General features: G+C 65.6%; 21 protein-coding genes. 9 read left to right on the top strand and 12 right to left on the bottom strand.

What is annotated here, in order from left to right; genetic code table 11:
• Positions 1 to 181 (bottom strand): hypothetical protein (locus tag IE243_RS16935; RefSeq protein WP_191320579.1); only part of this gene is annotated, 181 nt, incomplete at its 3' end.
• 177 nt (positions 182 to 358) lie between these two features.
• Between IE243_RS16935 and IE243_RS16930 the strand changes: the two genes are divergently transcribed.
• Complete coding sequence (locus IE243_RS16930; RefSeq protein ID WP_191320578.1) at positions 359 to 1,072, top strand: class I SAM-dependent methyltransferase; 714 nt, start codon at positions 359 to 361, stop codon at positions 1,070 to 1,072.
• Positions 1,073 to 1,142: 70 nt separating this feature from the next.
• On the opposite strand, the gene IE243_RS16925 is transcribed toward IE243_RS16930, so the two are convergent.
• The gene (locus IE243_RS16925; RefSeq protein WP_191320577.1) at positions 1,143 to 1,394 is read right to left on the bottom strand and encodes a hypothetical protein; all 252 of its coding nucleotides are present in this window, start codon (positions 1,392 to 1,394) and stop codon (positions 1,143 to 1,145) included.
• Between the two features lie 530 nt (positions 1,395 to 1,924).
• Between IE243_RS16925 and IE243_RS16920 the strand changes: the two genes are divergently transcribed.
• On the top strand, positions 1,925 to 3,127 hold the full coding sequence (locus IE243_RS16920) for a pyridoxal phosphate-dependent aminotransferase (RefSeq protein WP_191320576.1): 1,203 nt from the start codon (positions 1,925 to 1,927) through the stop codon (positions 3,125 to 3,127).
• A gap of 262 nt (positions 3,128 to 3,389) precedes the next feature.
• Positions 3,390 to 5,090, top strand: coding sequence for an AMP-binding protein (locus IE243_RS16915; RefSeq protein ID WP_191320575.1), 1,701 nt, complete (start codon positions 3,390 to 3,392; stop codon positions 5,088 to 5,090).
• Positions 5,091 to 5,468: 378 nt separating this feature from the next.
• On the opposite strand, the gene IE243_RS16910 is transcribed toward IE243_RS16915, so the two are convergent.
• The 8 genes from IE243_RS16910 to carB all read right to left on the bottom strand — a co-directional run bounded on the left by IE243_RS16910 (position 5,469) and on the right by carB (position 15,175).
• Positions 5,469 to 5,726, bottom strand: a complete 258-nt coding sequence (locus IE243_RS16910) for a hypothetical protein (protein WP_191320574.1) — start codon at positions 5,724 to 5,726, stop codon at positions 5,469 to 5,471.
• A gap of 541 nt (positions 5,727 to 6,267) precedes the next feature.
• Positions 6,268 to 6,564, bottom strand: coding sequence for a hypothetical protein (locus IE243_RS16905; RefSeq protein WP_191320573.1), 297 nt, complete (start codon positions 6,562 to 6,564; stop codon positions 6,268 to 6,270).
• 216 nt (positions 6,565 to 6,780) lie between these two features.
• Entirely contained in the window at positions 6,781 to 7,671 is an 891-nt protein-coding gene (locus IE243_RS16900; RefSeq protein WP_191320572.1) for a LysR family transcriptional regulator, read from the bottom strand.
• A gap of 141 nt (positions 7,672 to 7,812) precedes the next feature.
• Positions 7,813 to 8,778, bottom strand: coding sequence for a thioredoxin-disulfide reductase (gene trxB, locus IE243_RS16895; RefSeq protein WP_191320571.1), 966 nt, complete (start codon positions 8,776 to 8,778; stop codon positions 7,813 to 7,815).
• A 132-nt stretch (positions 8,779 to 8,910) separates the two neighbouring features.
• Complete coding sequence (locus tag IE243_RS16890; RefSeq protein WP_191320570.1) at positions 8,911 to 9,981, bottom strand: mitochondrial fission ELM1 family protein; 1,071 nt, start codon at positions 9,979 to 9,981, stop codon at positions 8,911 to 8,913.
• Between the two features lie 162 nt (positions 9,982 to 10,143).
• Positions 10,144 to 10,686, bottom strand: a complete 543-nt coding sequence (locus IE243_RS16885; protein WP_191320569.1) for a hypothetical protein — start codon at positions 10,684 to 10,686, stop codon at positions 10,144 to 10,146.
• A 304-nt stretch (positions 10,687 to 10,990) separates the two neighbouring features.
• Positions 10,991 to 11,464, bottom strand: a complete 474-nt coding sequence (gene greA, locus IE243_RS16880; RefSeq protein ID WP_191320568.1) for a transcription elongation factor GreA — start codon at positions 11,462 to 11,464, stop codon at positions 10,991 to 10,993.
• Positions 11,465 to 11,851: 387 nt separating this feature from the next.
• Positions 11,852 to 15,175 carry a carbamoyl-phosphate synthase large subunit gene (gene carB, locus IE243_RS16875; RefSeq protein ID WP_191320567.1) on the bottom strand — a complete coding sequence of 1,108 codons (3,324 nt, stop codon included), beginning with the start codon at positions 15,173 to 15,175 and terminating at the stop codon, positions 11,852 to 11,854.
• A gap of 562 nt (positions 15,176 to 15,737) precedes the next feature.
• On the opposite strand from carB, the gene IE243_RS16870 reads away from it, so the two are divergent.
• Positions 15,738 to 16,349, top strand: a complete 612-nt coding sequence (locus IE243_RS16870) for an HdeD family acid-resistance protein (RefSeq protein ID WP_191320566.1) — start codon at positions 15,738 to 15,740, stop codon at positions 16,347 to 16,349.
• Between the two features lie 180 nt (positions 16,350 to 16,529).
• Here the strand turns inward: IE243_RS16870 and carA are convergent, their stop codons facing one another.
• Entirely contained in the window at positions 16,530 to 17,723 is a 1,194-nt protein-coding gene (gene carA, locus IE243_RS16865; RefSeq protein WP_191320565.1) for a glutamine-hydrolyzing carbamoyl-phosphate synthase small subunit, read from the bottom strand.
• A gap of 191 nt (positions 17,724 to 17,914) precedes the next feature.
• Here carA and IE243_RS16860 point away from each other — a divergent pair, with 191 nt between their 5' ends.
• The 5 genes from IE243_RS16860 (at position 17,915) to IE243_RS16840 (ending at position 24,711) form a co-directional block, all read left to right on the top strand.
• Positions 17,915 to 18,370: a GatB/YqeY domain-containing protein gene (locus IE243_RS16860; RefSeq protein WP_191320564.1), complete on the top strand. Its 456-nt coding sequence runs from the start codon at positions 17,915 to 17,917 to the stop codon at positions 18,368 to 18,370.
• Between the two features lie 196 nt (positions 18,371 to 18,566).
• On the top strand, positions 18,567 to 20,522 hold the full coding sequence (dnaG, locus tag IE243_RS16855; protein WP_191320583.1) for a DNA primase: 1,956 nt from the start codon (positions 18,567 to 18,569) through the stop codon (positions 20,520 to 20,522).
• A 354-nt stretch (positions 20,523 to 20,876) separates the two neighbouring features.
• Entirely contained in the window at positions 20,877 to 21,074 is a 198-nt protein-coding gene (locus IE243_RS16850) for a hypothetical protein (protein ID WP_194624598.1), read from the top strand.
• Between the two features lie 447 nt (positions 21,075 to 21,521).
• Positions 21,522 to 23,501 (top strand): RNA polymerase sigma factor RpoD, encoded by a 1,980-nt coding sequence (gene rpoD / locus IE243_RS16845; protein WP_191320562.1) that lies wholly within the window; start codon positions 21,522 to 21,524, stop codon positions 23,499 to 23,501.
• A 295-nt stretch (positions 23,502 to 23,796) separates the two neighbouring features.
• On the top strand, positions 23,797 to 24,711 hold the full coding sequence (locus IE243_RS16840; protein WP_191320561.1) for an aldose 1-epimerase family protein: 915 nt from the start codon (positions 23,797 to 23,799) through the stop codon (positions 24,709 to 24,711).
• 153 nt (positions 24,712 to 24,864) lie between these two features.
• Here IE243_RS16840 and IE243_RS16835 read toward each other — a convergent pair whose 3' ends face one another.
• Positions 24,865 to 25,485 carry a TIGR02466 family protein gene (locus IE243_RS16835; RefSeq protein WP_191320560.1) on the bottom strand — a complete coding sequence of 207 codons (621 nt, stop codon included), beginning with the start codon at positions 25,483 to 25,485 and terminating at the stop codon, positions 24,865 to 24,867.
• Positions 25,486 to 25,539 lie beyond the last annotated feature (54 nt).

The raw sequence follows: 25,539 nt of genomic DNA, 5'->3' as shown, positions 1-25,539 counted from the left end.
GACCATGCAGCGCCCCATAGGCGGCTGCCAGGTCGACGCTGGCGCCGGCGGCCGCGCGCACGGCCCGTTCGATGGCGGCGGGCCGCTCTTCTGGAAGCAGATCGGGGGCGGCGAACGCGGTCAGGGCCTCACGCGCCAGCTGGGCAGGCGCGATGTCGGCGGAGGTCGCCAGCGTCGTCATGCGGCGACGCCCGGTTTCTGGTCCATGGAATGGATCATGGGCCGTTTTTCTCCTGTATGGCCAGCGGCGCTTGCCAGAAGCCGCCGCTCTCCTTTACCTGCGAACCATGAATATCTGTCCAGGCCGGCGTCCGCCAGTCTGGTTGCCTGACAACGCCTCGGACCACGGAGCGCGGAGATGACGACGGATGCAACCCGGCTGCGCTGCAATATTTGCGGCGGCGAGCGTTTCGTGGACATGCCGGAGCGCCCCAAAGTGCGCTGCGCCGGCTGCGGCTCGCTGGAGCGCACGCGCGTCTGCGCGCTGCGCCTGCAGGGCGACCTGGCGCCGCGATCCGGCGCCAATGTGCTGCATTTCGCGCCCGAGCGCGGGCTGTCGCAGTTTTTGCGGACATTGTCGCAAGGCAACTATCGCGCCGTTGACATCGCGCCGGAGAACTATCCCGGCCTTGGCGTGCAGCCATTCGACCTGTGCCGCGACGTGTTTTCCCTGCCGGAAGCGACGTACGACATCATCGTCATGAACCATGTGCTCGAGCACATCGAATGCAACTATTCGGCGGTGCTGCTGCGCCTGGCCCGCGCGCTCACTGACGACGGCGTGCTGATGTTCTCCGTTCCCGTGGAAGGGGAGGAGTTTCGCGACAACATCGCCTTGGGCAGCGACGCGGAAAAAGCCGGGCGCTTTGGCGCCTTCCGGCATTACCGCAATTTCGGCCGGGCGTTCATCGGGCAGACTCTCGGCATGCTGTTCGACATGCCGTCAGATTATGATCTGACCCGTCACGTGACGGAGGCGCAGTTGCGCCAGGCAGCCATCCGGCCCCACCACTGGCGCAAGGTTACCGGCGCCAGCGTTTTCGCCGTCAGGCGCCGCGACGTAAGGGTGTGAATCCAGGAGTGGTTGCCTGTTGTGGACGCATTCTGATTGATCAGCCGGTTCCGGCTGATCGGAAAGCGTTCTAACGCACCACGGTATAGGTCAGGTCGCCGGCGTCATCGTTGTGGGCGATCTGCGGTCCGTCCATCCGCATGGAGCCCAGCGGCATCGTGGCCGCCGCCGCGATGGTGCCCGCCACCAGCGTCAGCACAAGCACCAGCGAGAAACGGAACTGCCGGCCAGCTTCGACGCGGCTGACGCCGGCCGGGGTGAACGCGCCAGGGGCGGCGTTGCGGGTGAATTCTTCAATGCGAATCGGGTCATTGGCTTGCATGTCGCTGACTCCGTCAATTTCCAGTTTCGGCCATCGCCCTGCAGGCTGTTGCGCCGCCGTCCTTCTGGCGATGACAATGCGTCAGGTCGTCCAGGGGCGCGGTGCGCTCGCGCACGGCGTGCAAAGGCGCAGAATTGCCAGCACATCTCCATCGAGGGCAAACGCCGCCCCGCGCGGGAAAAGTGCGTTAAAATCAAAGATGAAGCGATTTCACCGTTTTATGTGGCGCGCATTCGCTCCAGGAGCGTTATCTTGCTCCGCAAGGAAACCGCAATCAGGGCTTTCACGACGCGGCGTTCATTAACCTTGATGAAACATGAACGTCTGACGCGACGCCAGGTTCCCGACTTTTTCGCGATCCATGACAACTAATGTCTCTGTTTGCTGATTTTCGCGCAGGAGCGCTGAAATTCGCATCTTGCATGGCGCATCTTCGTATCCGGCGCTTGCGCGCGCCAGCGGGCGGGCTTACATCAACCCGCCCCCGCAGGAGGCGGGACAATTCACCTGACTGTTTAAGGAGATCAGTCGTGGCTTTCCTTTCCGACGCTCTCGGCCGCATGAAGCCTTCCGCCACGATCGTGGTGACGCAAAAAGCGCGCGACCTGAAAGCGCAGGGTCGCGACGTGATCTCGCTCTCGGTGGGCGAGCCGGACTTCGACACCCCGGAGAACATCAAGCGCGCCGGCATCGCCGCTATCGAACGTGGCGAGACCCGCTATCCGCCGGTCTCCGGCATCCAGCCGCTGCGCGAGGCCATTGCCCGCAAGTTCAAGCGGGAGAACGGTCTCGACTACAAGCCGTCGCAGACCATCGTCGGCACCGGCGGCAAGCAGATCCTGTTCAACGCCCTGATGGCCACCATCAACACGGGCGACGAGGTGGTGATTCCGGCCCCGTACTGGGTGAGCTACCCGGAGATGGTCGCCCTGTGCGGCGGTACGCCGGTGTTCGCCGAGACCCGCATCGAGGACAATTTCAAGCTTCAGGCGGCTGAACTTGACCGGGTCATCACCCCGAAGACCAAATGGGTCATCCTCAACTCGCCGTCGAATCCGTCGGGCGCGGCCTACAGCCAGGACGAGATGAAAGCGCTGACCGACGTGTTGCTGCGCCATCCGCATGTCTGGGTGCTGACCGACGACATGTACGAGCACCTGGTCTATGGCGATTTCAAATTCGTCACGCCCGCCCAGGTCGAGCCAAAGCTGTATGACCGCACGCTGACCATGAACGGCGTCTCCAAGTCCTACGCCATGACCGGCTGGCGCATTGGCTACGCTGCTGGCCCGGAGCACCTGATCAAGGCCATGGACACCCTCCAGGGTCAGCAGACCTCGGGCGCCTGCACCATCGCCCAGTGGGCTTCGGTTGAGGCGCTTGACGGCCCGCAGGACCACCTCAACGTGTTCCGCAAGGCTTTCGAGGAGCGTCGCGACCTGGTGGTGTCGATGCTGAACCAGGCGCAGCACCTCAAATGCCCGACCCCGGAAGGCGCGTTCTACGTCTATCCGTCGTGCGCCGGCGCCATTGGCCTGAAGACCCCCGAGGGCAAGGTCATCGGCAATGACGAAGACTTCGTCACGGCTCTGCTTGAGTCGGAAGGCGTCGCGGTCGTTCATGGCTCGGCGTTCGGTCTCGGCCCGAACTTCCGCGTCTCTTACGCTACGTCGACCGCTGTTCTTGAAGACGCCTGCACCCGCATCCAGCGCTTCTGCGCGTCGCTGCGCTGAGGCGTTTCCGGACGGGAGCCGCCACAGGTTTCCAGAGCCGGGATCTCCCGACCCGCGAGGGAACGGAGATTTCGGGGAGCCGTTCCGGTCACCTTTTTCGAGGCCGCCCTCAGGGCGGCCTTTTTCTTTGGTCAGCCGCCCGTTCGTCCTTTCGTCGTGTCGACCGCAGGGTCTGTAACAGCTAGTCTGCGCAGATACTTACGCTCCGGCGCGACGAGGCGCCGGTTCACGGCGCGCGCACGCGCGACTTGCGGAGGGCAGGATGAACGAGGTTTCGGCAACGGTTGCGGTTGCGGTTGGGCAGGACCGGCCCTGGTTGCAGCACTATCCGCCGGGCGTTCCGGCGGATATCGATCCGGCGCAGGTGGGAACGCTTGTCGACCTGTTTCGCAATAGCGTCGCTGCCTACGCCAGCCGTCCTGCATACGAAAGTTTCGGCTCCCGCCTGACCTTCGCCGACCTGAAGCGGGAAGCGGAGGCGTTCGCCTGCTGGCTGCAGGCCTCCGGGATGAAGAAGGGAGATCGGGTCGCCATCATGATGCCGAACGTGCTGGCGTTTCCGGTCGCCATGTTTGGCGCCCTGATCGCCGGCTGCACGGTGGTCAACGTCAACCCGCTCTACACGCCCCGTGAACTGGAGCACCAGCTCAACGATTCGGGCGCCCGGGTACTGGTGGTGCTGGAGAACTTCGCCGTCACGGTGCAGCACGCGCTGCCGCGGCTGAACCTGGACCGGGTGCTGGTTGCGGCCCCTGGCGACCTGATGGGTTTCAAGGGGTTCATCGTCACCGCCGTCTCGCGCTACATCAAAAAAGCGGTTCCGGCCTGGGATATTCCGGGGGCTGTCCGTTTCGCCGAGGCGCTGTCACAGGGCAGGGGCAAGTCCCTGCCGCCGGTGGCGGTGACTGGCGACGACCGCGCCTTCCTGCAATATACCGGCGGCACGACCGGCGTCTCCAAGGGCGCGATGCTCACCCACGCCAATGTCGCCAGCAATGTGTTGCAGGCTTATCTGTGGTTTAACGCTGGCGGCGAGGGCGAAGCGGATCCGGTGATGGTGACGGCGCTGCCGCTCTATCACATCTTCGCCCTGACAGCCTGCTGCCTGTTCATGCTGAAATCGGGCGGCTGCTCGCTGCTGATCGCCAACCCGCGCGACATTGACGGCTTCGTCAAGACGCTCAAGGGCGCCCGGTTCACCCGCATGTCCGGGGTCAACACCCTGTACAACGCCCTGGCGCACCATCCGGAGATCCGCAGCGTCGACTTCTCGCATCTGGCGTTTTCCGTCGCCGGCGGCATGGCGACCCAGGCGCCGGTGGCGAAGCTGTGGAAGGAGATCACCGGCAAGCCGATCCTGGAGGGTTACGGCCTGTCCGAAACCTCGCCGGTGGTCACCACCAATCCGCCCACCCTGGAGGAGTTTTCCGGCACGATCGGCTATCCGATGCCATCAACGTCGGTGGTGATCCGCGATGAAGCCAACAACGATCTGCCGCCTGGCGAGCCAGGCGAATTGTGTGTGAAGGGCCCGCAGGTGATGCCAGGTTACTGGAACCGCCCGGATGAAACCGCCAAGGTCATGACGCCGGATGGCTATTTCCGCACCGGCGACGTGGCGGTGATGCAGCCGGACGGGCAGTTCCGCATTGTCGACCGGGCCAAGGACATGATTCTGGTGTCCGGCTTCAATGTGTATCCCAATGAGGTCGAGGAAGTCCTCGCCAGCCATCCTGGCGTGCTGGAGGCCGCCGTGGTTGGCGCGCCCGACGACAACAGCGGCGAACGCGTCGTCGCCTATGTGGTGAAGCAGGATGAAGGCCTGACCGAGGACCAACTGCGCGCCTTCGCCAGGGAGCGCCTTGCCGCCTACAAGGCGCCGAAGCAGGTTATCTTCCGGGCGGAGCTGCCGAAGACCAATGTGGGCAAGGTGTTGCGGCGGGCCTTGCGCGACGGCGGCTGAGAAGCGCGGCGCCAGGGCCGGACGACAGACGCCGCGCAATACTGGCCCGGGCAGCAAGCGGCGTCTCAACCATTCCGATCACACGGTAGTGAAGTGGTGCGTGAACAGAAAAAAGGTCGGGTTCCATTTAAGGGACCCGACCTGAGTTGTTCCGTGAACAACGGAACACTTCCAGAGGGGAACGGTGAAAACTGAACTCAACGCCGGGAGGCGGTGCGGAGGACTGTTTTCAACCGTATGTCATTTTGACTGCAGGGGGGGAATTGGCAAGTTACGACGCGTCATGACTGCCATGCGCGCGAGGCATGTAGTCACGGAACTGCGAGATCTGGAGGCAGCAGCGAGCCCGCGTTCAAACAGGGCTCCCTTGTTTCTGCTTCAGAGCTGGCTTCCCGATGTCCCGGCGGGGGCGGCTGCCCGTGGCCGAAAAGTTTCCATGCACGCGTCAAAATCAGGATCGTAACATTTCCAGAAGTTGCGCGAGAGTTCGGAGAAGCGCCCACATTTCCTGGTTGCCTGTGCGTCGCACAGGTCAAAGGGGGCCGAACTGATCGGATTGCCGGCGGCGGCGGGCGTCGCGATCGAGGCCGTCAGTATGGCGGTCGCGGCGACACATGCGTGGACGATGTCTGTCATGACGTGACGCCTCATGGCGGGGCCCGCCGGATCATCGGGGGCGGGGGCGATAGCGCATTGCCAAACCCGTTCATGCGGAACGGGAGTTTTGTTCATCCACCTGGCCGCACGCGTCTTTCTGCCGAAAAACAGCGTCCGTTTTACCGGATAACGCTTCAATGGCGGGGATGGTTGTTTCGCGTCATGCAGGCGTCGAAGACGAGTTGGTGGCAATTATTGAAATTGATCGGATTGGCGAAACGTTTGCAGCCGTTGGATGCTGCAGCGCTGCAAGATGCGGCGTCCCCGTAACGGGGCGGGGTCCCTTCAGCCTGGGCTGACGCGCTGGCTGCGGCGAGCGCGGCGATCAGCGGAATGAATGCAAGCAAACGTGCGTGCGCCATGTGCGTTGTCCTCATGTGGGCCCATTCGGGCTGGCGTCATGGGTCCCAGGCGTCATGGAGCGTGAGGACCCGGTTGTTGGCTGGTCGTCCGCCCGCGTCGCGCGCGTGTTTCCTGGCGCGGGTGTCCCCTGGGCAGGCTTTTGGGGCGGGCTCCCGGGTCAGAGCCGCCGCGCAGCGTCGCTGTTCGCGCACGCCCGGTAAACCTGGGTGAGGCAACGTTCGTAGGATGCGGCGGCGTTGGCCCGGGGAAGCAGGAAGGCCGTGCCGACGGCGCATTGGCCTCCCACGGCGGCGGCGCAGTCTCTGGGCGTCTGCAGCCCGGTAGCCTGCGCCGCGTCTACCATCTGGATGGCGCTGGTCGCGCCGATGGCTCCGGCAAGGACCACGGCAATCAGGCGCGGAATGGCGTACTGACGGCAAAAGGACAGTGTGCAAAAGGACGGTGTGGACGTCATCGCAAGGGCCCCGATTGACAGGAGGGCCCTGGTTATCGCCGTTTCCGGAGTCCTGTGGCATTCCCATTTGGGGAGGTCGCGCGCTCGCGGGCCAGTTTCGCGACGCGGGGCTGCATCCGGAGCAATGGTTGCATCACGCCGGAAACAGTGATCCGGCGCGGGGCGCGCCGGACGTGCTCTGGTGGAGAACGGAGATTTCCTTTGCCGGTCCGGATGTCAGTAGGACCAGCGTTGCGCCTTGCTGATGAGAAAGTCGCGGAATACCTGCACGCGCGCAACCGCCTTCATCTCTTCCGGATAGACCAGATAGGAATCGAGGGCTGGCAATTCATTGGCCGGCAACACCTGCACCAGGCCAGAGGTCGGCTCCACCAGATAGTCCGGCAGCACGGCGATGCCGATGCCCACGTCGACGGCGCGCTTCAGCGCCGAGATATTGTTGACGATCATCTGGTAAGGGCGTGGACCCTTGGGATCGCGGCCGGCGGTCGCCAGCCATTGCGCCGTGGCCAGGAAGGGCGGCACCGTGCCGCCATAGCTCATGATGCGGTGCCGGTCGATTTCCTCCAGGGTTTCCGGAAGTCCGTGCCGCTTCACATAGTCCTGCGAGGCGTAGACGTGGAAATGCACCGCGAACAGCCGGCGCTGGATCAGATCGCCCTGCACCGGCTGGCGCAGCCGCAGGGCGATGTCCGCCTCGCGCATCGACAGGTCCAGTTCCTCATCGGTGAGGATCAGATCGATCTTCACGTCCGGGTACAGGTCGAGAAATTCGCCAAGCCGCGGCGTCAGCCAGGCGGCGCCCAGCCCCAGCGTGGTGGTGACGCGCAACTCGCCGGAGGGCCGCTCGCGTGAATCGGTGAGGCGGGCCCGGGTGGCGTCGAGCCGCATGGTCATTTCGCGTGCGGTGCGGAACAGCAGCTCGCCCTGCTCGGTGAGGATCAGACCACGGGCATGCCGGTGAAACAGCGGCGCCTTCAACTCCCGCTCCAGGGCGCTGACCTGACGGCTCACCGCCGACTGGCTGAGACCCAGATCATCGCCCGCGCGCGTGAAGCTTCCGGCTTCTGCGACCGTGTAAAATATCCTGATCTTGTCCCAATCCATGACGTTCCGTTCCCTCTGTCCGCCGGCGCGCTCCGGTTGATTCCGCCTTGCTGGCTGCGCGTCCGGCTTTCTTGATCACGCCGCGTCGCGGCCGGGGCCTCCCCGGCGATCGCGGCGCGTCGCGCTCCATCAACTGCGGCGTTATTCAGCCGCTTTCGCGGTTTCCGTCTCACTGGCGGCCAGCCAGCGTTCTGCTTCCAGCGCCGCCATGCAGCCCATGCCTGCGGCGGTCACCGCCTGGCGGAAGACGTCATCGGTGACATCGCCGGCGGCGAATACGCCCGGCACGCTGGTCGCGGTCGAGTCCGCCGCGGTCCAGATATAGCCGCCGGCCTTCATTTTCAGGCTCTCGGCGAACAGTTCGCTGGAGGGCTTGTGGCCAATGGCGATGAACACACCGTCGGTCTCAACGGTCCGCGCTTCCTGCGTGCGCGTGTTGCGCAGATTGACGTGCGTGACGCCGGGCGGGTTCTGGCCGCCGCAAATCTCCTCGATCACGCTGTCCCAGATCACCTCAACCTTCGGATGACGGAACAGGCGATCCTGCAGGATGCGCTCGGCGCGCAGGCTGTCGCGCCGGTGCACCAGGGTCACCTTCGCCGCGAGGCCCGCCAGATACAGCGCTTCCTCGACCGCGGTGTTGCCGCCGCCGACCACCACCACATTCCTGTTGCGGAAGAAGAAGCCATCGCAGGTGGCGCAGGCCGAGACGCCAAACCCCTGGAACGCCTGTTCGGAGGGCAGGCCCAGCCACTGCGCCTGGGCGCCGGTGGCGATCACCAGGGCGTCGCAGGCATAAACATCGCCGCTGTCGCAGGTCACGGTGAACGGCCGGGCGCTGACGTCGACGCCAGTGACGTAGTCGGAAACAAGCTGGGCGCCGACATGCTCAGCCTGGGCGCGCATCTGCTCCATCAGCCAGGGGCCCTGGATAGCCTCGGCGAAGCCAGGGTAGTTTTCCACATCGGTGGTGATGGTGAGCTGGCCGCCAGCCTGGTAGCCGGAAATCAGCACAGGCTCCATCATTGCGCGGGCCGCGTAGATTGCAGCAGTGTAGCCGGCCGGGCCGGAGCCGATAATCAGCAGTTTGGTGTGCTTGCTGGCCATTGTGTCGCCTGAAACTCTCGCCTGTCAGAGCATTTTCGGGAAAAGTGGCCTCCACTTTCCGTGAAGAAAATGCATCAGATTGGATAGGTGTGGCATTTCCGGTGAACCATGGTTCGCTGGAGATGCTCCTGGTCAGTTGTAGGGCGACGCCAACGTCGCGCGGGGCGTGCGCGCTTGCGCGTACGCCCTCATGATTGCATCAGCGATGATTGGCGTCGAGTTTATGGGGGGGTATGCGTCTCCTGCAAGCGTTCCTGTGAATTCGTGCACAACTGCGCGCGCTTTCAGCCCGTCGAGCAGGAAACGGGTTTTGCGGTCATCGGGGCTGGGCGAAAATGTCAGCACCGGCCGTCCGGTGGCGGCGGCCTCGCCAATCATGTTGGTGGAGTCGGTGGTTACGACAACCGCGTCCGCCAGCGCCATCATGGCGGGATAGGGGTTCTCGCCGGCGCCATCCCAGAGATAGCCGCCATACCGGGCGATGAGGTCGCGCGTCGCTTCGGCAAGGGCTGGCGGCGTCCGTCTTGACGTGGTGACCATCAGGAAGGAGCCGCTGGCGACCAGGCTGGCGAGTCGGGCGCAGAAATCAGCAATGCTGGCGGTAGTGAAGCGATGACGGCGGCTGTCGCCGCCCACCAGCACGGCGACGCGCCGGCGGCCGTCATGGGGCAGGGCCTCCGCCAGCGCGGGCGGCGGCGCGGCCCGGGCGCCGGCGAGACGTTGTGGCGACAGCCGGTGTGGACTGGTGAGGGTGGCCAGCACGTTGGGCCCGCGCAGGGAATCATGCTCGGGAACCCAGATAAAGTCGGCGACGCCTGGGTCGACGCGCGGGTCCTTCAGAATGGCCGTGAACGTGCGCCCGCCGGAGAGCTGGCGCACGGCCCGCGCATAGGGGATGGCGCGGCGACCGGAGGCCACCAGCAGATCGGGAAACGCGCCGCCAATCGGGCTGCCGGGCTGCTCTGGCGCCTCGGCGGGGTCAATGGGGCCGCGCGGCGCCAGCCACGCCCAGGGGCGGCGCGGCGCCACCCTGCGGATGTCCGGCGTCAGTCCCAGGGCTTCGATTACCGCGGCGCATTGCAACTCGTCGCCAGCCTTGCCGTCGCTGAGCGCCCAGGCGGTCGCGGGAATGCTGGTTCCGGCTGGCGCAAGCCGGGACGCCGCGTCAGTCCCGGTCGCCTGAAGCCCCGCCTCCCTGGTCATGCCGCCCTCCGCTTCTCGATGGCTGGTCCTGTATAAGGCGCGCCCCGGTGAAATGCATGCCGTCCGCGTCCGGGAGCGCCTGAATCCAGCGCGACAGGCATGGCGCCGGTTCTGCGTGGGGGAAGGCGACGTCAGCGCCGACACCGGCGTTCAGGCCAGCCGTCACGGGTTGCTTGCGTAACGCGCGCTCCAGCTTGCGAATGATTTCACCAGGTCGCCAAGCCGGCGGAAGTCAGCCTCGACGCCGCTCTCGCCCTGGGCCGTCGATGAAGGGGCGGTGACGGTCACCGGATAGCGATGGAGAACCTTGCCGTCCGGGGCCAGCACCAGGGTTTCGCCATCCATGCGGTCGGTGGTCTGCAGGCTGGCGCCGCCGGACTGGTTGTCGAGGCCAAAATTGGCCGGGATGACAATTTCCGTGACGCGAACGACCAGACGCGGCTTCGCCGCGTCGCCAGTGATCCTGAAGCGGCGTTTCATTTCCGCCTGCATCATGGCGCGCAGCCGCTCGCCTGTCGGGCCATAGAGCGAGGCGCCCAGCGGCGCGGTGTCGATCGTGACCGAGGCGTATTCAGTCGCCGAACGGGCAGCCGGCCGGTCCTGGCCGCTCAACGCGGGGGCAAGAACAAAACCGCCCGCCACGGCGAGACCAAGCGTCATGGCCAGCAGCAAACGGCGTGCGAGAGTGGAAACTGGAGAAAGCATGGACAGGCATCGCGATGTTGCGCCCGCGGCGACAGGGTCGGCTGCGCGGATCAGGTCAACGTCGACATAAGAAGTCCGGGGCAATAACCATGTGCGGCAACACACATGACGTCGTCCGGCGTCCGGAAATTCCGGGTTCCGCGCGTGATCGTGAATATCAGGACCCGCCAGATGCTGGCGCCGGCGGGTCCTTCGGTCTGTTCCAGGGCGTCATGGCGTTTCCTGAAAGGAAATGCGTCACATGAAGACGCGCCCTGCAGATCGCCAGTGCGTCAGCATCCTCGTGAACTGACGTCGGGCCCGATCACATGAAGGCGATATTGACGATTTCGTATGACTTGCCGCCGCCGGGGGCATTTACCTCAACGGAATCGCCAACGCTTTTGCCAATCATGGCGCGGGCGATCGGAGACTTGATCGACACCTTGCCCTTGCTGACGTCGGCCTCGGGCTCGCCAACGAACTGGTAGATCTTCTCTTCCTCGGTGTCCTCGTCGACGAGGGTGACCGTGGCGCCAAATTTCACCGTGGTTCCGCTCATGCGCGAGGTGTCGAACACCTCGGCCCGCGAGATCAGGCCTTCCAGCTCAAGGATGCGCCCCTCGTTGAGGCTCTGCGCTTCCTTGGCGGCGTGATACTCGGCGTTTTCCGACAGGTCGCCCAGCGCGCGCGCCTCGGCGATCGCCGTGATGATCCGCGGACGCTCCACCTGCTGGCGACGTTTCAGCTCTTCTTCCAGCGCTGCATAGCCAGAGGTCGTGATCGGAACTTTTTCCATACATACACCCGTATCTGTAAATCGGGCCCGCTCCAGGGCTGGTTCCGATGAACGCAACATGCCCTGGCGGGCCCGGACGGAGCATTTTCAGGCGGAACGGACATCGCGCCGCCCGGAGGCAAACGCGTGAGCCGCGTACGAAGGCTGATGCGCGGGCGAAGCCTGACGCACCTGGCCATGGAGAAGTCCGGGCCAGACAATATACAAGCGCCCCGACCGTCGCCGGTCGGGAGCGCATCATGATTCCCGGACTGTATGTCTGCGTACAGCTTGCCCCGGACTGGCCCGCGCATCAAGCCTGCGGGGCAAAGCCGGAGGTGGAGCGCTATCGCAAAAAAGACACCCTGGCGGTCGTCGCGGACGCGGGCGGCGTCCGCGAACAGGCTCTCAGAAGTATTCCTGCAGGGCCCGCACCTGGAGTTCGCCGCTGCGATAGGCCTTGATGCCCTCGCCGGCGGCGATGGCGCCCGCCAGCGTGGTGTAATAGGGCACCTTGTGCAGCAGCGCCGCGCGGCGCAGCGAACGGGAGTCCTGCAGCGCCTGGGCGCCTTCCGTGGTGTTGATCACCAGCTGGATGCCGCCGTTCTTGATGGCGTCGACCACATGTGGGCGTCCTTCAAGCACCTTGTTGATGCGGTCGCAGGCCACGCCGTTTTCCGTCAGGAACCGCTGGGTGCCGGAGGTCGCCTTGAGGGCGAAGCCCATCTCCACCAGTGAGCGCATGGTCGGCAGGATGCGCGCCTTGTCGCCGTCGCGCACCGACACAAACACCGCCCCGGCGGTGGGCACCGCCGTGCCGCTGCCAAGCTGGCTCTTGGCGAAGGCCACGCCGAAATTGGTGTCGAGGCCCATCACCTCGCCGGTGGAGCGCATTTCCGGGCCGAGCACGATGTCGACGCCGGGGAAGCGCGCGAACGGGAACACCGATTCCTTGACGCCGATGTGGTCCAGCTCACGCTTCTCGAGGCCAAACGACGCCAGCTTTTCGCCGGCCATCACCCGGGCGGCGATCTTGGCGATCGGCGAGCCAATGACCTTGGCGACAAACGGCACCGTGCGCGAGGCGCGCGGGTTGACCTCAAGCAGGTAGATGACCCCGTCCTTGATGGCGTACTGCACGTTCATCAGGCCGCCGACCTGGAGCGATTTCGCCAGTTGCGTGGTCTGGCGCTCCAGCTCGGCGATGATCTCCGGCGTCAGCGAGCGCGGCGGCAGCGAGCAGGCGCTGTCGCCCGAATGAATGCCGGCCTCCTCGATGTGCTCCATGATGCCGCAGATGAACACCTCTTCGCCGTCGGCCAGCGCGTCGACGTCAACCTCGACCGCGTCGGAGAGGTAGCCGTCGAACAGCAGGGCGTTCTTGCCGAGCAGGGTGTTGATCTGTCCCGTCTTGTCGTTGGGATAGCGGATCTTGATGTCCTGCGGCACCAGCGCGGGCAGGGTCTCGAAGATGTAATCATTGAGCTGCGTCTCGTCGCGCAGGATGGCCATGGCCCGGCCGCCCAGCACGTAGGACGGGCGCACCACCAGCGGGAAGCCGAGTTCGCCCGCCACCAGACGCGCCTGCTCCACCGAATAGGCGATGCCGTTGTTCGGCTGCTTCAGACCCAGCTTGTCCAGCAGGCGCTTGAAGCGGTCGCGGTCCTCGGCGAGGTCGATCATGTCCGGCGAGGTGCCGAGGATCGGGATGCCGGCTTCTTCAAGCGCGTTGGCCAGCTTCAGCGGCGTCTGGCCGCCGAACTGCACGATGACGCCGTGCAACTGGCCGCGGCTGCGCTCCAGATCGAGGATCTCGATGACGTCCTCGGCGGTCAACGGCTCGAAATACAGCCGGTCCGAGGTGTCGTAGTCGGTGGAGACCGTCTCCGGGTTGCAGTTGACCATGATGGTCTCGTAACCCGCGTCCTCAAGGGCGAAGGCGGCGTGACAGCAGCAATAGTCGAACTCGATGCCCTGGCCGATGCGGTTGGGGCCGCCGCCGAGGATCGCCACCTTCTTGCGGTCGCTCGGTTCGGCCTCGTTCACCGGGCCGGCGGCGCCGAACGGCGCGGCGTAGGTCGAATACATGTAAGCGGTCGGCGAGGCGAACTCGGCGGCGCAGGTGTCGATGCGCTTGAACACCGGGCGCACGTCGAGGGCGCGGCGGCGCTTCGTCACCTCGGCTTCGCTGAGGCCGGCGAGGGTGGCGAGGCGGGCGTCGGAGAAGCCCATGGCCTTCAGCCGGCGGAAGGCGACCGGCGTTTCCGGCAGGCCATGGGCGCGGACTTTCGCCTCGGTGTCGGTGATGCCCTTGATCTGGGCGATGAACCACGGATCGATCTTGCAGGATTCGTGGATCTGCTGGGCGTCGACGCCAAGACGCAGCGCCTGGGCCACGGCCAGCAGGCGGTCTGGCGTCGGCGTGCCGAGCGCGGCGCGGATGGCGTTCTTGTCGTCGCCCTGGCCAAGGCCGGGGATCTCGATCTCGTTGAGGCCGTTCAGGCCGGTCTCGAGCGAGCGCAGCGCCTTCTGCAGGCTTTCCTGGAAGGTGCGGCCGATGGCCATCGCCTCGCCCACCGATTTCATGGCGGTGGTGAGCGTGGGGTCAGCGCCCGGGAACTTCTCGAAGGCGAAGCGCGGAATCTTGGTGACGACGTAGTCGATCGTCGGCTCGAAGGCCGCCGGGGTGGCGCCGCCGGTGATGTCGTTGTCGATCTCGTCCAGCGTGTAGCCGACGGCGAGGCGGGCGGCGACCTTGGCGATCGGGAAGCCGGTGGCCTTGGAGGCCAGGGCCGAGGAGCGCGACACGCGCGGGTTCATCTCGATGACGATCATGCGGCCGTTGGCCGGATCGACGGCGAACTGCACGTTGGAGCCGCCGGTTTCGACGCCGATTTCGCGCAGCACCGCCAGCGAGGCGTCGCGCATGATCTGGTATTCCTTGTCGGTCAGCGTCAGCGCCGGCGCGACGGTGATGGAATCGCCGGTATGGACGCCCATCGGATCAATGTTCTCGATCGAGCAGACGATGATGCAGTTGTCCGCCCGGTCGCGGACCACCTCCATCTCGTACTCCTTCCAGCCCAGCACGCTCTCTTCCACCAGAACTTCGCTGGTGGGGGAGGCGTCGATGCCGCGCTCGACGATGTCGATGAACTCGGCCTTGTTGTAGGCGATGCCGCCGCCGGTGCCGCCGAGGGTGAACGACGGACGGATGATCGCCGGCAGGCCGATGTCGTCCAGCGCCTCCAGCGCCCCCGCCAGCGTCTTCACATGGTGCGACTTGGGGGTGTCGAGGCCGATCTTCGTCATGGCCTCGCGGAAGCGCTCGCGGTCTTCCGCCTTGTCGATGGCGTCGGCGGTGGCGCCGATCATCTCGACGTTGAATTTCTCCAGCACGCCCATGCGCTCCAGCGACAGGGCGCAGTTCAGCGCCGTCTGGCCGCCCATGGTTGGCAGCAGGGCGAAGCCGCCGGGAATGACGTTCCGCTCCTTCTCGATGATCTTCGCCACCACTTCCGGCGTGATCGGCTCGATATAGGTGGCGTGCGCCAGATCCGGATCGGTCATGATCGTCGCCGGATTGGAGTTCACCAGAACGATGCGGTAGCCCTCGTCCTTCAGCGCCTTGCACGCCTGGGTTCCCGAATAGTCGAACTCGCAGGCCTGACCGATGACGATGGGGCCGGCGCCGATGATCAGGATCGTGGAGATGTCAGTGCGTTTGGGCATCGGGTCCGCTTTATCAGCCAGGCGCGTCTCACGCCGCCCTCCACGGGGGAGAACGACGGAACGCCGTTATAGGGCGATCACCGTGACCTGCAGGCAAGGCGCGGCGCCCGGCGGTGCAAGCGTATGATCCTGTGCATGATCTCGGGCCGTCGCGCATAAAAAAAGGCCGCGGCGCGGGCAATGCGCCGCGTTGCGTCCTTCGGACTGGCGTGGGGTCGGAGGCAGCCGGATATGGCGCGCCAGGCCCGGGATCGACGTCGTTTAGACGATATCCGCGCGCGAGGGAAGGCCTGAAGCGTCATCCTTGCGGTCGTTTGTGAAGTGTTTGTGATCTCCGCCTTAACCATCCGGCCGGATTTTCCGGTTTTCCGCCTTGCGAAGAAAGGAAAGCGGACAAATTGTGGCGAGTCCGTATTTACTTTCTGGCAAGGCATGGTCCGCTGCGCCGGACGGCACGGACATCCCGGCGGCATGACAGGGCGACGCGGCGTGACGCCGGACGCACCCCGCCGCAGGGACCGGCTCCGCATCGGGCGGTTGTCCGGCGAAGTGGAGGCGCACCATGACAGATACATCCAATTCGACCCCGCGTGACCCGGCTCCGTCTGGCCTGACCCCCGGCCTGACGCCCGGTTTTACGGGATTGCGCAAACGTCTGCGCGACAAATGGGGCTGGCTGCTGGCGCTGGGCCTGCTGATGTCGGCGCTGGGCGTCATCGGCTTCGTCATGTTGCCGTGGCTGACCCTTGTCACCGTGTGGTGGATCGGCGCCCTGCTGCTGGTGGGCGGCGGCGCCCAGGTCGTTGACGCTTTCAGTGAGAAAAACTGGGGCCCCTTCGCGCTCCACCTGCTGATTGCGGTGCTCTACATGGTCGCTGGCGCCATCGTCATCTGGAACCCGGTGCTGGGCGCCCTGACGCTGACGCTGATGGTGGCGGTGGCGCTGATGGTGATCGGCGTGTTGCGCTGCATCATGGCCTTCCAGGTGCGGCCGGCGGGTAACTGGTGGCTGCTGCTGCTCAGCGGCCTGCTGTCGATCGTCCTTGGCGTGATGATCTATGGCCAGTGGCCGGCATCGGGCATCTGGGTGCTCGGCCTGTTCTTCGCCATCGAGCTGCTGTCGGAAGGCATCGCCTTCATCGCCCTTGCCCTGGCGGCCCGCAAGGCCGCCTGATTTCAGGGCTGGCAGGTCTCTTCGGGGCTGGCAGGTCTCTTCGATAAAAAAGAAACGCCGGCGAATGGTCGCCGGCGTTTCTTTTTTGCGTTGAATTTTCCCATCCGTGAAGCCGTCCTGCGGCTCCACGGGTGGAAATTTCGCTCCAGGGCGCCAGAGCGCCTTCGACGCCAGGCCAGTTCAGCCGGCGCGGGCCTTCTCGGCGTCGATCAGCTCAAGGAAGCGGTCGAACAGGTAGTGGCTGTCGCGCGGGCCGGGCGAGGCTTCCGGGTGATGCTGCACCGAGAACGCCGGCTTGTCCGTGAGGGCGATGCCGCAATTGCTGCCGTCGAACAGCGACACGTGCGTCTCCTTGACGTTGGCCGGCAGCGACCCGCGATCCACGGCGAAGCCATGGTTCATCGACACCACCTCGACCTTCTTCGTGTCGAGATCCTGCACCGGATGATTGGCGCCGTGGTGTCCCTGACGCATCTTCACGGTTTTCGCGCCGACGGCCAGCGCCAGCATCTGGTGGCCGAGGCAGATGCCGAAGGTCGGCACGCGCCGCTCCACCAGCTCCGAGATCAGCGGCAGCGACCATTGGCCGGTGGCGGCCGGATCGCCGGGGCCATTGGAGAGGAACACGCCGTCCGGCTTCAGGGCGAGGATGTCTTCAACCGAAGAATTGCCCGGCGCCACCGTCACCTTGCAGTCCCGCCCGGCGAACAGGCGCAGGATGTTGCGCTTCACGCCGAAATCGAGCGCGACGATGTGATATTTGGGGGCGCCCGAAACACCGTAACCGTTATCGAGGCTCCAGGTCGCTTCCGTCCAGTCGATGCGCTGGGTGGTGCTGACGCCGGGGGTCAGGTCGAGGCCGACCATGGAGGGCAGGGCGGCGGCGTCCCGCTTCAGCGCCGCCACGTCGAATTTGCCGTCGGGCGCGTGGGCGACGACGGCGTTCTGCATGCCCTTGTCGCGGATCAGCGCGGTGAGGGCGCGGGTGTCGACGCCGGTGATGCCGACGATGCCGCGCGCCTTCAGCCAGGCGTCCAGGTGGCGGGTGGCGCGCCAGTTGGCCGGCCCGGTGACGTCGGCGTGCAGCACGACGCCGGTGGCGCCGTTGGCCGAAGCGGCGTTGACCGACTCGATGTCCTCGTCATTGACGCCGACATTGCCGATGTGCGGGAACGTGAAGGTGATGATCTGGCCGGCGTAGGAAGGATCGGTCATGATCTCTTCGTAGCCGGTCATGGCGGTGTTGAAGCAGACTTCGCCGGCGCGCTGGCCTTCGGCGCCAATGCCGTAGCCTTCGATGACGGTTCCGTCTGCGAGAACCAGCAGGGCGGTGGCTGTCGGTTCGCTCCAGCCGGTGGTGCTGTCTTGAAGCATGGTCGCCATTGTCCTAAGTCCGGGGTTCCGGTCGCGGCGCGCGCCCTGACCGCCGTTCGTCGCCCCGAACGTGGGTTCGTTCGTGGCGGCGCCGGCGATCATGCATGCCCGACTTCATCAGATTTGAGCGGACACTTAGGGTGAGCGTCCGCAGCCGTCAACGACAAGAGCTCAAAGAGCGGAGATTTATCATGCTGCGCGAGGCCTTTGCGACCGCCCAGAAAGAAGCCCTGCGCTCCGGCGACAAGATGCGGCTCGCCGCCGTGCGCCTCATCACCGCAGCCCTGAAGGACCAGGACATCGCGGCGCGCGGCGATGGTCGCGAGCCCCTGTCCGACGCCGACATCCTGGCGTTGCTGCAGAAAATGGTGAAGCAGCGCCGTGAGGCGGCCGACATTTACGCCAAGGCTGGCCGCCAGGAACTCGCCGACCAGGAGCTCGGTGAAATCAGCGTTCTGGAAAGCTTCATGCCCGCGCAAATGGACTCCGCCGCCATTGGCGCCGCCGTTCGCGAGGCGATCGCCGAAACCGGCGCCGCATCCATGAAAGATATGGGAAAAGTCGTCGCGGCGCTCAAGGCCAAATATACCGGCCAGATGAATTTCGCCGAGGCCAGCGCGGCGGTGAAGGCGGCGCTGTCGGCGTGAACTCCGGCTGCGGCGTTTCGTCTGAAATGCAGACGGCGCGCCAGCTTTGACCGGATCCGTCTGGCGCCGCAGGTCCGCTGCTCCAGAGCGGAAATGAAAGTGACGCGGAAACGCGTTGCGGGTGTGGTAGTTTTCCATGCCGGTTTTTCAGGCGGAGGCGGTCGTCGTCTCCGCCATCAATTTTTGTGACAGGCCGATGCGTTTTCCACCGTCGATTCTGGATGAAATCAGGGCGCGGCTGCCGGTCTCGGCGGTTGTCGGCCGGCGCGTGCGGCTGATGAAGGCCGGGCGCGAATGGAAGGGGCTGTCGCCGTTCAACGCCGAAAAAACCGCGTCGTTCTTCGTCAATGACGACAAGCAGCGCTATTTCGATTTCTCCTCGGGCCGCAACGGCGACATCTTCAATTTCGTCATGGAGACGGAAGGGCTGAGCTTCGGCGAAGCGGTGGAGCGCCTTGCCGCCGAGGCCGGCGTCAGCCTGCCGCGCGAGACGCCTGAGGACGCCCGGCGCGAGGAGAAGCGTCAGGGTCTGCACGAGATCGTCGAACTGGCGGCGCGCTGGTTTGAATATGAGCTGACCACGGAGCGCGGCGCGCGGGCGCGGGACTATCTGGACCGGCGCGGCCTGGGGCCGGACGTGCGCCGCCGCTTCCGTCTTGGCTACGCGCCGGCCGGCCGGCATGAATTGCAGAACGCCCTGGCGGCGAAGGGCGTTTCCGTCGAGGCGATGATCGACGCCGGCCTGCTGATCGCCGGCCAGGACATCCCCACCCCCTATGACCGTTTTCGCGACCGGGTGATCTTTCCGATCTGCGACGCGCGCGGCCGGCCGGTGGCTTTCGGCGGCCGGGCCATGGCGGCCGACGTCCAGCCCAAATATCTGAACTCGCCCGAGACGCCGCTGTTTCACAAGGGCGCGCTGCTCTACAATTTCCACAACGCCCGCAAGGCCGTGCATGGCGGCGGCGACGCCCGCGCGCCATTTCCCATCATCGTGGCTGAAGGCTATGTCGACGTCATCGCCCTCGACATGGCTGGCGCGCCCCAGGCCGTGGCGACCCTCGGCACGGCGATGACGCCCGATCATCTGGCCCTGCTGTGGCGTTCCGTCGATGCGCCGGTGCTGTGCTTCGATGGCGACAGGGCTGGCCGGCGCGCCGCCTTTCGCGCTCTCGATGTGGCGCTGCCGCTGCTGGCGCCGGGCAAGTCCGTGAATTTCGTGCTGCTGCCCGAGGGGCAGGACCCGGACGACCTGTTGCGCGCCGGCGGCCCCGAGGCGGTGCTGGCGGCCCTGGGCGTTCAGGTTCCGCTCATCGACATGCTGTGGACGCGGGAAACCGAGGCCGGAGCCCTCGACACGCCGGACCAGCGCGCGGCGCTGGAGCACCGGCTGCGCGACGTTGTGTTCCGCATCCAGGATGAGACGGTGCGCCGTCACTACCGGGCGGAAATCGACATGCGCGTCGCGGCGCTGATGCCGGGAGCCCAGGGGCGGGATGAACGCGCCTTCAGCGGGCGCAGGGGCAACTGGCAGGGGAACCCACAGGGCGGCTGGCGGCAGGGAAGCGGCGGCGGGCGATTTCAGTCTGGCGGCAGGGGCGGGCGCGGCGCGGCCGGCCAGATCAGCCCCGGCGCGTCGCTGGCGGCGCATCCAGGTTTCGCCGCCTCGGCGGAGTTTCCGCGCGAGATGCTGATCGTCGCCCTGCTGATCGCTCATCCGGATCTGCTGGCCGATCATGGCGAAGAACTTGCGGCGCTGGAGTTCCGGGGCCCGGAGGCGCGTCGCGCCGCGGCCGGATTGCTCGACTGCATCGCCGCCCACGGCGCCGATCAGGATTACAGCGTGGCGCTGCGCCGCGCGGTGCAGGACGCCGGCCTGCTGGCGCGGCTGGACGGCCTGCGCAAACGCATGGCGGCGGGGGCCGCCTGGGCGCTTGCCCCTGAAGCCGACCGCATCGACGTGGAAGGCATGCTGCGCCAGGCCATGACCTTGCAAAGCCGCTCCGGCGCTCTACATAGCGAACTGGCGGCTGCGGAGCGCGCCTTCGCAGAGGAGGAGTCTGAAGCGAATTTCAGCTGGCTGTGCGACGTGAAGGCCCGGCTGACGACCCTGGAAGGGGCAGAAGCCCAGGCTGATGAAGGTCGCTGGTGACAAACGTCGCCCCTGCCTGGCTCTCCGCTGCGGATGATTCGCGTCATATCAGCGCAAGCGCCTGGTCCGGCCGGCTGGAGGCGGTTGCGCGCGGCGATGAAATTCCCGCCCGGCGATGACGTGGCCGGGCCGGCGGATGGCGCAACGATTTGTAAGGGTCCTCAAGGCAAGCTGGCCGTTATGGCAAAGGCGCGCCACAGGCGCTGTGATCCACGCGGACGATGGTCTTCGGATGGCTATTGTGCTGAATCCGTAGCCGTCTGGTAAAATTGGGAGACAGCCGCACATTCAACTGATTCGACTTTTGCCGCTGCTCGGCGCATGACCATCAGCCGCCGGCTCCGGACACTCTCCTTGTGGAGCGCAAAAGACAGGAATGGCGTGGAGGTCCGGTCAGGTTCTGACCGGGGCGCTTTGGCGTTTGCGGGTTCGGTCGCCGGGGCGCGGGCGAATGCGGCAGGTCCGAAGCTGTTCGCCGATTGCGTCGGCAACGTGATGCGCTGTCACGTGGTGGTGGACAGGGATGGTGGTCAGGCGCGCGTGCGCGTCTGAAGCATTTCCCCTCGGGCCGTGAGCCCGAGAGGAAATGCTTCAGTGGAACGGCGGGATGTCAGGGTGGTCCACCTTGGGGGCGCCTGGCCTGAGGTCGCGGGGACCTCAGGAGCGCGCGTTTGACGTGCAAGGGCGGGAACCGGGGCGGCAGCTGGGGGCGGCGCCGTTTTGACGGTTCCGCCAGGCACAGGGCTGCGCCTGACGGCGCCGGCAACGGGACGGGCCCCTTCACAGGGGTTGAACATTCAGATGGTTTTCTCTGCAAGGGGAAATCCGGTGATGCGCTGGAGCGCGATCGCCGGCCGTGGACACGGCCAGGTTGATCGCTCTCCAACATATTGAATCGATACGGATTCGCCGTACATACCGGATCGCTGGAGCGATCCGGTATGTACGGGTCCGGATCCTGGCCGCCGCGCCTGGCGGCTGACAGTGGAGCTTGAGCGAATGGCGACCAAAGCGACGGAACGGGAAGACGCGCCGGAAGCAGCCGAAACCCAGACCGACGGCCCTCTCCTCGACCTGACCGACGCCGGCGTGCGCCGGATGATCAAGCTCGCCAAGAAGCGGGGCTATGTCACCTACGACGAACTGAACGAAGTGCTGCCGCCGGAGGAGTTCAGCTCCGAGCAGATCGAGGACGTATTGTCCCAGCTCTCCGAGATGGGCATCAACGTCGTCGAGGCCGACGAGAACGACGATAACCAGGAAGGCGAGGCCGAGGAAGAGGAAGCCGAGGGCGGCGAACTCGTCGAGGCGGCGCCGCGCGCCGTCGTCGCGCCCACGACAACGACCCGCGAGCCTTCCGAGCGCACCGACGACCCGGTCCGCATGTACCTGCGTGAAATGGGGTCGGTCGAGCTGCTGTCGCGCGAAGGCGAAATTGCCATCGCCAAGCGCATCGAGGCTGGCCGCGAGGCGATGATCGCCGGCCTGTGCGAGAGTCCGCTGACCTTCCAGGCCATCATCATCTGGCGCGATGAGCTGATCGAAGGCCGGGTTCTTCTGCGCGACATCATCGATCTGGAAGCGACCTACGCTGGGCCGGACGCCAAGAATGGCGCGGCGGCGGCGGCCGAGAACGCCGAAGGCGAGGAAGAGGCCGAAGGCGAGGGCGAAGAAGCCTCCGGCGACATGGACGAAGAGGACATGGAGAACAACATCTCCCTGTCCGCCATGGAAGCCGAGATCAAGCCGAAGGTGCTGGAAACCTTCGACAGCATCGCTGACAACTACAAGCGTCTGCGTCGCCTGCAGGACCAGGACATCGAAAACCGCCTGCAGAGCCTGCGCCTGTCGCCGGCCCAGGAGCGCAAGTACAAGAAGCTGAAGGACGAGATCGTCGCTGACGTGAAGTCCCTCTCGCTCAACGCCAACCGCATCGAGGCGCTGGTTGAGCAGCTTTACGACATCAACAAGCGCCTGATCGGCATGGAAAGCCGCCTGCTGCGCCTTGGCGAAAGCCATGGCGTCGGCCGCGAGGATTTCCTGCGCCAGTACCAGGGGGCGGAGCTTGATCCCAAGTGGATCCTGCGCGTTTCCAAGCTTGGCACCAAGGGCTGGAAGAACTTCGTCGCGGCGGAGAAGGACCAGATCCGCTCCATGCGTCAGGACATCCAGACCCTGGCGGCGGAAACCGGCCTTGAGATCGGCGAGTTCCGCAAGATCGTGCTGATGGTGCAGAAGGGCGAGCGTGAAGCCCGCCAGGCGAAGAAGGAAATGATCGAGGCCAACCTGCGCCTCGTCATCTCGATCGCCAAGAAGTACACCAACCGCGGCCTGCAATTCCTCGACCTGATCCAGGAAGGCAACATCGGCCTGATGAAGGCGGTCGACAAGTTCGAATACCGTCGCGGCTACAAGTTCTCGACCTACGCCACCTGGTGGATCCGTCAGGCGATCACCCGTTCGATCGCCGACCAGGCCCGCACCATCCGCATCCCGGTGCACATGATCGAGACGATCAACAAGATCGTCCGTACCTCGCGCCAGATGCTGCACGAGATCGGCCGGGAGCCGACGCCGGAGGAGCTGGCTGAGAAGCTGGCCATGCCGCTGGAAAAGGTCCGCAAGGTCCTGAAGATCGCCAAGGAGCCAATCTCGCTCGAAACGCCGATCGGCGACGAGGAGGACAGCCACCTCGGCGACTTCATCGAGGACAAGAACGCCATCCTGCCGATCGACGCGGCGATCCAGAGCAACCTGCGCGAAACCACGACGCGGGTGCTGGCTTCGCTGACGCCGCGCGAAGAGCGCGTGCTGCGCATGCGTTTCGGCATTGGCATGAACACCGACCACACCCTGGAAGAGGTCGGCCAGCAGTTCTCGGTGACCCGCGAGCGCATCCGCCAGATCGAGGCCAAGGCCCTGCGCAAGCTCAAGCACCCGAGCCGCTCGCGCAAGCTGCGCAGCTTCCTCGACAACTAAGCCAGCGTGCTTCAGCACTCCCCGAGGCCGGCGATCCATTCGCCGGCCTTTTTCATGGGCGCGCCTGTCCGCCGCCAGCCAGTCTCGTCAGCATATGCCGGGTGTGTCTCCCGTCAGCGGTTTGTGATGAGGGGACCTGCGCTCGCGCGGGAGAACTCCGCCTCCAGCTCCAGGACGGCCTTGTGGCGCCGTCGGGCAGATGAAATGCTCGCAACCAGTATGATCCGCCCGATTCCGGCGCGCTTTGGCGGCGCGCCTGGCGGTGGATCTGGCGCAAGGCGTTGCGAGGTAAAACATGCGGGCGGCCAACGATGATCGCATTCACATCAGCGCCGCCGGCGTGTCAGCGGATATCGACCCCTTTGGCGCGGAGCTGTGCGTGTTGCGCGACTCTGAGGGCCGCGATCTGCTGTACGATGGCGATCCGCGCTGGTGGACCGGGCGGGCGCCGTTGCTGTTCCCGATCGTCGGCGCGCTCGCCAGCGGCGCCTATCGCCTTGGCCGGGAGGCGTGGCGGCTGCCGCAGCACGGTTTCGCCCGCCACAGCCTGTTCAATGTTGAGGCGCGGGAGCCGGATTCTGTGTCGCTGCGCCTGCGCGAGAACGAGGAGACCCGTAGCGTCTATCCGTTTCCGTTCCAGCTCGACGTGACATACGCCGTGGCCGCCGCGGCGTTGTCCGTGCAGGCGGCGGTGACCAATCGCGGCCGCCGGCCGATGCCGATGGCGCTGGGCTTCCACCCCGCCTTCCGCTGGCCGCTGCCCTATGGGGGCGCCCGTGAGGAGCACGAGCTGGAATTTGAGGTTCCGGAGCACGGCCAGGTCTTCAGACCCGATGGCGATGGCCTGCTGATCGGGCCCCGCCGCATGCCGGTGCGCGCGGATGGCCGGCTGCCCCTCAACGATGATCTGCTGGCTGACGGAGCCATTGTCTTCAAGGAGCTGGCCAGCCAGCGGGTGATCTATGGCGTCAGGGGGCGCCGGCGCATCTCCGTGGATTTTGCTGGCATGCCGAGCCTCGGCGTCTGGAGCAAGCCGCGCTCCGGGGCCCCATTCCTGTGCGTCGAGCCCTGGCAGGGCTATGCCGACGATGCGCCGCTGCCGGGCGATCCGCCGAAACCCCATGACCTGTTCAACAAACCCGGCATGATCGAACTGGCTCCCGGCCAGCGCCATGCCTTCGGCATGCAGGTGTCGCTGCTGGAGGCCTGAGTGTGGCGGCTGGCCAGAGCGCGTTGCCCGGCAAAACCGACGCCAGTTTGTGGTGCGTGAAGCGAAGCGTTTCGGCGGCAAGACCGCACTGCCCATGCTCCCTCTGCATGAGGGCGCAACCTGCGGTTTTCTGCCGCCAGAGAGCCGGCAGGGTTATTTCCAGGCGTAGTTGAAACTGATGCTGATGCGCTCGTCGTCCGACTCGTTCATCGGCACTTCGTGGCGCAGCCAGCTTTCCCACAGCAGCACCTCGCCGGGCTCGGGGGTCACCCTGACGAAGGGGCGGTTGGCGGCGCTGCGCCGGGTTGGGGCGGCCATCATGAAGGCAAGGCGCGGGTCTTCGAAGCGGATCGCCGCCGAGCCTTCCGGCAACGCCACATAGAATGTGCCGCTGATGACGGAGTGCGGATGCAGGTGCGAGGAATGCATGCCGCCGGTCGGCAGCACGTTCACCCACAGCGAGTCGCATTCCAGCTTGCCGCCCTTCAGGTCGAAATCCAGGGTCCCGGCGAAACTGGCCACATGCTGGTCGAGTTGTTCGACCAACTGGCCGAACACCGGAAACCGCCACGGCAGGTCATCCAGCGAGGCGTATGAGGTATAGCCGGGGTAGCCATTGGCTTCGCACCAGTCGAGCCCCGCGTCGTCGTCCTCGGCGAGGCTGCGGCAGGCGCCGTCCAGCTCCTGCACAAGCGGGGAGACTGGCGGCGCCAGGGCGGCGCGATAGATCTGCGTGGGGAAGTGAAGCGAAACGGTGGGGGCTTGTGCGCTCATGACGTTTCCATAGAGCATGTCGCCGTTGTGCGGAACCAGCTTTTGGTCCCGCAC

This window comes from Camelimonas fluminis (assembly GCF_014656355.1).
Taxonomy (GTDB): domain Bacteria; phylum Pseudomonadota; class Alphaproteobacteria; order Rhizobiales; family Beijerinckiaceae; genus Camelimonas; species Camelimonas fluminis.
Note: the sequence above shows the minus strand (reverse complement) of the source record. Positions and strands in the feature narration are given on the sequence as shown.

Coding starts and splice junctions, on each gene's coding strand:
- IE243_RS16930 (WP_191320578.1), top strand. CDS start 359: ATGACGACGGATGCAACCCGGCTGCGCTGCAATATTTGCGGCGGCGAG.
- IE243_RS16925 (WP_191320577.1), bottom strand. CDS start 1,394: ATGCAAGCCAATGACCCGATTCGCATTGAAGAATTCACCCGCAACGCC.
- IE243_RS16915 (WP_191320575.1), top strand. CDS start 3,390: ATGAACGAGGTTTCGGCAACGGTTGCGGTTGCGGTTGGGCAGGACCGG.
- IE243_RS16910 (WP_191320574.1), bottom strand. CDS start 5,726: ATGACAGACATCGTCCACGCATGTGTCGCCGCGACCGCCATACTGACG.
- IE243_RS16905 (WP_191320573.1), bottom strand. CDS start 6,564: ATGACGTCCACACCGTCCTTTTGCACACTGTCCTTTTGCCGTCAGTAC.
- IE243_RS16900 (WP_191320572.1), bottom strand. CDS start 7,671: ATGGATTGGGACAAGATCAGGATATTTTACACGGTCGCAGAAGCCGGA.
- trxB (WP_191320571.1), bottom strand. CDS start 8,778: ATGGCCAGCAAGCACACCAAACTGCTGATTATCGGCTCCGGCCCGGCC.
- IE243_RS16890 (WP_191320570.1), bottom strand. CDS start 9,981: ATGACCAGGGAGGCGGGGCTTCAGGCGACCGGGACTGACGCGGCGTCC.
- IE243_RS16885 (WP_191320569.1), bottom strand. CDS start 10,686: ATGCTTTCTCCAGTTTCCACTCTCGCACGCCGTTTGCTGCTGGCCATG.
- greA (WP_191320568.1), bottom strand. CDS start 11,464: ATGGAAAAAGTTCCGATCACGACCTCTGGCTATGCAGCGCTGGAAGAA.
- carB (WP_191320567.1), bottom strand. CDS start 15,175: ATGCCCAAACGCACTGACATCTCCACGATCCTGATCATCGGCGCCGGC.
- IE243_RS16870 (WP_191320566.1), top strand. CDS start 15,738: ATGACAGATACATCCAATTCGACCCCGCGTGACCCGGCTCCGTCTGGC.
- carA (WP_191320565.1), bottom strand. CDS start 17,723: ATGCTTCAAGACAGCACCACCGGCTGGAGCGAACCGACAGCCACCGCC.
- IE243_RS16860 (WP_191320564.1), top strand. CDS start 17,915: ATGCTGCGCGAGGCCTTTGCGACCGCCCAGAAAGAAGCCCTGCGCTCC.
- dnaG (WP_191320583.1), top strand. CDS start 18,567: ATGCGTTTTCCACCGTCGATTCTGGATGAAATCAGGGCGCGGCTGCCG.
- rpoD (WP_191320562.1), top strand. CDS start 21,522: ATGGCGACCAAAGCGACGGAACGGGAAGACGCGCCGGAAGCAGCCGAA.
- IE243_RS16840 (WP_191320561.1), top strand. CDS start 23,797: ATGCGGGCGGCCAACGATGATCGCATTCACATCAGCGCCGCCGGCGTG.
- IE243_RS16835 (WP_191320560.1), bottom strand. CDS start 25,485: ATGAGCGCACAAGCCCCCACCGTTTCGCTTCACTTCCCCACGCAGATC.